We start from the raw sequence: 4,637 nt of genomic DNA on the forward strand, positions 1-4,637 counted from the left end.
TGTTCCTGCTGATCGGCCTGTGGACCTGGGCCGAGGCCGGCGGCTGGATGCCCGACCTCGGCCTGCCAGATCTCTCGGGCATGCTGCTGATACGCCTGTGATACACGAAGCAGCGGGGTGCTCATCCTGGTGTTCCTGGTGATCAGCCATGATGCGTTGAGCCTGAGTCAGGAACGCTTCTACGCCGACTACCAGTTCGCCGATATGTTCGCCGAGGTGACGCGTGCGCCCCGCCGGCACCAGAACGCTTCAGCCAGGGGTGGCTCGAGGGTTCCGCGCTGACGCGCGATGTCGGCCAGTCCAACCGGATGATCCTGCGCAACCTCGCGCGCCACCGGCTGAAGGCGGTGCTGTCGGTGATTGGCATCGGCCTGTCCGGCGGGCTCCTTCTGATCGGTGCCTACATGCTCCAGGCGGTGGAGCACATGATCGACCAGCAGTACCGCGTGACCCTGCAGATGGATGTCGAGGTGGCATTCATCGACCCGGTTCCGCAACGGGTGCAGGGGGAACTGCGTAGCGAGCCTGGCGTACTGGCGGTGGAGACCTGGCGCAGTACGCCGGTCCGGCTGCGGGCCGGTCCGCGCAGCGAGCGCATCGAGCTGTTGGAGATGGACCCGGAACCACGCATGCGCCGGCTGCAAACGGGACGGTACGGCGCCAGCCGGCTGCCTGCTGCGGGTGTGGTGGTGACCCGGCCGGGTGACCGGCTCCACGACGGGCTCCGTGTGCGACAGGATTGATCCAGCGAGCGAGTCCTTCGCCCAAATTGTCATCCTTGCGAGGTCTGTCATAGCCGAACGCCACGTCTCCTCAAGGAAACCGGGGATCGGGTCAATGCTCCAGCACTGGCGTCATGTCGATGACCCCGAGCACGATCAGGGCGGCGAGCATCCAGACATAGAACGCGAAGACCTTGAGCTGGGCGCGGTACAGCGTCCAAACCACGATCTTCAACGACACGATGCCGACCACGGCCGCGACCACGAAACCGACGCCTAGCGCCGCCACGCTCACTTCCTGCAACCCACCGAGCTGGAACACGTCGCGACTCTGAACCAGGGTGGCCGCAAGAATGGTTGGAATGGCGAGGAAGAAGGAATATTCGGCCGCCCAGCGCCGCTTCAGGCCCATGAACAGGCCGAACACAATGGTCATCGCGCTGCGCGAAAGGCCGGGCGCCAAGGCGAAGCCCTGGGCGATGCCAATGACGGCGGCCGTACCCAGACCGGTCTGCCGCAGGCCGCGCTTGCGCGGGGACAGCCGGTCGGTCCAGAACAGCACAACGCCGGTGAACACCAGGGTGACGGCAATGATCGAAGGATTGGCGAATAGCCATTCGAAAGAGGTTTTCAAGCCGATGCCGAGCAGGCCGGTACACAGCACCGAAAACATGCCCAGCAGGAACAGCCGCAGGAACAGCGGCAGTCCACCCCGGCCGCCGTGACCGGCCCATTGCCAGGCATCGCCCAGCACGTTGCCAACGAAGCGTCGCAGCGAGTGCCAGAACACGACGACGATGGAGACCAGCGTGCCGACATGGACCACCAGGTTGAACAGGATCATTTCAGCGCTGGCCGGGTCGGGTACGGCCTGGCCGCGCGCGATCAGCCAGTGTTCTGCCAGCACCATGTGGGCAGTGGAACTGACGGGCAGGAACATGAAGATGCCCTGGATTATGCCAAGCAGGATCGCAATCCAAAGTGCCATGGGGGTCGTCGCCGTCTTTAGTTTGGCGCGGATTTTACCCCTTCGCGTCCTCGCCTGCCGGCAGGGCTTCGCCACGCGCATTGATCGGAGCGATCGTGGCACCAATGTCGGTGATCACAGTCGAGGCGGGTATGGATCTTCGGGTCTTTGGCGCAGTCGATCATCCCCGGCCCGCGGCAGGTCGGGCAGGATTCGATCGAAAACTTTCTTCAGCGGATGGCAGAGGACGTGTTCGAGTCATCGGCTGCATCACGTCGTTTTTGCTGGATGGTTCGGTCTTCCGTACGTGATGGACCGGTGCTCAGGCTGCGCAGAAGCAGATCACGCAGGGCATCCATGCGCACCGAAGGCAGATCGGGGTCCGGGATCATGCCCTCGGTCCAGCCGAGGGGCGCGAAACGATCGACCAGGTCCGGGGGCCCGATAACGTGCAGAGGCACATCGAAACCATCCACGCCCGAAACGAAGCGAGCGGGCTCGTGATCGCCCAGCATCACGATCAGCGGTGGGTCATCGGCATGGCGCGCAGCCCAGGCACCCATGGTCTGCAGACTGTAATCGACCGCCAGCCGAAACTGATCGCGCACATAATCATGGTCGCGCCAGACCACTTCCGGCGGGTCGCCGGAATTTGCCCACTGGTTGAAGATCTGGCCATCACCGATCTCGTCCCATGCAATCACTGGCGGGATGGGTACCCAGGGTGCGTGGGATGAAACCAGTGCCACCTGCGCCACCAGGGGCGTCCGTCCCGGTTCGCCCTGCGGCCGCTGTCGTTCCAGCCGGTGGAGGGCGTGGAGCGTGAACTGATCCGGCATGGTCACCCAGTTGAACGGATCGCCCTCGTAGCCGAGATCGGGTGCGTTATAGATCGCGTCAAAGCCAAAAAACGCGCCTTCCGGCCAGGGGAAGATGTGGGCCGGCTTGATGGCCACCGTGCGCAGCCCCGCCTGCTGGGCATAGTGAAACAGCGTACGCCGAGGACTGGCCAGAAGCGCACGGTAACGACCCTGATTGTCCAGCCACAGCCCCGACGCAACCGAGCCATGCGCGAGCCAGCTTTGCCCGCCCACCATGGGCGCTGTTGTCCAGGTCGAACGCATCGCAAGCCCGCGCGCACGCAGATCCGTCTCGATCCCGCGCAGGGTTTCGGTGTGGGTGGGTATGTAAAGCGGATTCTCGAAGCTCGAACGCCCGTAGCTCTCGACATAGACGATGATCAGATCGCGCGTGCCCAGTCGGTCGAACAGTGGAGCGACTCCATCCATCGGGTCATTTCTGGCCAATTCGCGAAAGGCTGCAAGATCGGCGCGCGTGTCGCGAATCTGCTCGACACGTTCCAGGCCGACCCGCGCGGTGAAAGCGGCACCCGGGATCATTTCCGAGACCACATCGGGCAGGCTGACCATGCGGCGCGCCTCTGCGATCTCCGCCACCGCCAGCGCCAACGCGGGCACCAGCAACACCCCGGCCGCGAACCTCGAGCTGCGCGCCGGGGCCGCCCGCGTCCAGACTCCAGTCGCCCACCAGAGCGCAGATGCAACCAGTGCAACCGCTGCAATCGCCGCAGCCAGCGCCACGGCAGAAAGCAGAAAGCCGAAGGAACCCTGAGCGAGAACCCAGGCGGCGGAGAGCAGATTGATATCAACCAACAGGTTGAACCCGCGATTGAAGGCGATGAACGTCCCGAAATCCGCCAGTTTGAGGACGGCGATCGCGGTGATGGTCACCGTCAGAAATGCACGCAGGAATTGCCCCGCAACACCTGATCCCGTCAAAACCAGCGCGGCGATCATCACCGGCAATTCCAGCGGGAACACCCACAGCGCACCCCATGTCATGGCCGCGGGATGATTCGGCTGGATCAGCACCAGGTACGGGACCAGCGTCGCAAGGAGTAGCTGTAGCTTCAGGTGCAACGCTTGGGGCATGCGGGGAAGACTCCTCTGATCCGATGTACCTCCGCCTCTCTGGCGCAAGGTTGTGTTTCCCCCAGGCACCGGGAGGAAGGTCGAACAGAAGCGTCCAACTCAAAATGTGGCCACAAAGGCTTCAGCATAACGTTACCGCCCGGCAGGTCGCCCTCTCCACATCGGGCCAACCGTGAAGATGAACCGCTCCAGTGGCTCCCGGGTTACATCGCCAGGTTGAGGCTGCCAAGACCGTATTCCGTTCGCAAATACCCCTTAAGTTTTTCTCTCGAGTTCAACCTGACTTCTTGTTCGACCGCCGCCGAAAACGAATATCTCAAACTATTGACTCCAGGTTGCCGACTCCGTTGCAGGCGGACCACGTACGCCTGCCGGTCCGATGCGGTTGTCCGAAAATGAAAAACGGCCCGGTCATGCCAGAGATCAAAACGCGCTGAGGGTAGATCGGCCTCGGTGATGTCCTGCGCCAGCAGAAGTGGTCGGGCTTGGCCGGTCTCCGCGCGGATGCCGTCGATGGGTTTGCGACAAAGGCTTTACCCCTGTCGGTCAAGCATTATTTCTATCCAGTGAACACAGCATGAAGACCCATCGGTGCAAATACGACAGTCCTGTTGTTGATCCCAGGGTTGGTCACTGCGCGTCCGGGAGTTCGCTGGCGCGGCCTGATCGTCATGATCCTGGGGCAGGTGGCCGCGCCCTGTGGTGGGGACAGGGATTCCATGGGGATACGCGGCCCGCGTCTGTCCCCGCATCCAGTGGTGGCGCGCCCCGCCATTGCGATCGCGCCCGCTCCGCTGCAACGATGCTCCGGTTTTTGCGCATCGCACCAATGTTCGTTAGAATTTACTGATAAATTTGCCGGGGCATCGGTCAGTGGCGATCCGCACATGAATGCAATCCAATCCTCCTCGAAGACCCAGTTGTTCACCCACTTTGCCCGGGTGGCCAAGGCGCTCGCGAGCCCGGTGCGCCTGGAACTCCTGGAGGCGCTGGCGC

3 protein-coding genes and 2 pseudogenes are annotated in these 4,637 nt (G+C 63.0%); 3 read left to right on the forward strand and 2 right to left on the reverse strand.

Features of this window, described 5'->3' with window-relative positions; translation table 11 throughout:
• From EA346_RS14340 to EA346_RS14350, 3 genes and pseudogenes are all read left to right on the forward strand, one after another.
• Window positions 1-101 (forward strand): annotated as a pseudogene (locus tag EA346_RS14340) (UPF0016 domain-containing protein); the annotation flags it as partial.
• 16 nt (window positions 102-117) lie between these two features.
• Window positions 118-282 (forward strand): hypothetical protein, encoded by a 165-nt coding sequence (locus EA346_RS14345; RefSeq protein WP_296759741.1) that lies wholly within the window; start codon window positions 118-120, stop codon window positions 280-282.
• A pseudogene (locus EA346_RS14350) lies at window positions 207-731 on the forward strand (ABC transporter permease); the annotation flags it as partial. The gene EA346_RS14345 and the pseudogene EA346_RS14350, both read left to right, overlap by 76 nt.
• 103 nt (window positions 732-834) lie before the next feature.
• Here the strand turns inward: EA346_RS14350 and EA346_RS14355 are convergent.
• Entirely contained in the window at window positions 835-1,710 is an 876-nt protein-coding gene (locus tag EA346_RS14355; RefSeq protein WP_296759744.1) for an undecaprenyl-diphosphate phosphatase, read from the reverse strand.
• A 209-nt stretch (window positions 1,711-1,919) separates the two neighbouring features.
• Complete coding sequence (locus EA346_RS14360) at window positions 1,920-3,641, reverse strand: sulfatase-like hydrolase/transferase (RefSeq protein WP_296759743.1); 1,722 nt, start codon at window positions 3,639-3,641, stop codon at window positions 1,920-1,922.
• Window positions 3,642-4,637 lie beyond the last annotated feature (996 nt).

The sequence above is a fragment of the Thioalkalivibrio sp. genome (assembly GCF_007692535.1).
Taxonomy (GTDB): Bacteria; Pseudomonadota; Gammaproteobacteria; order Ectothiorhodospirales; family Ectothiorhodospiraceae; genus Thioalkalivibrio.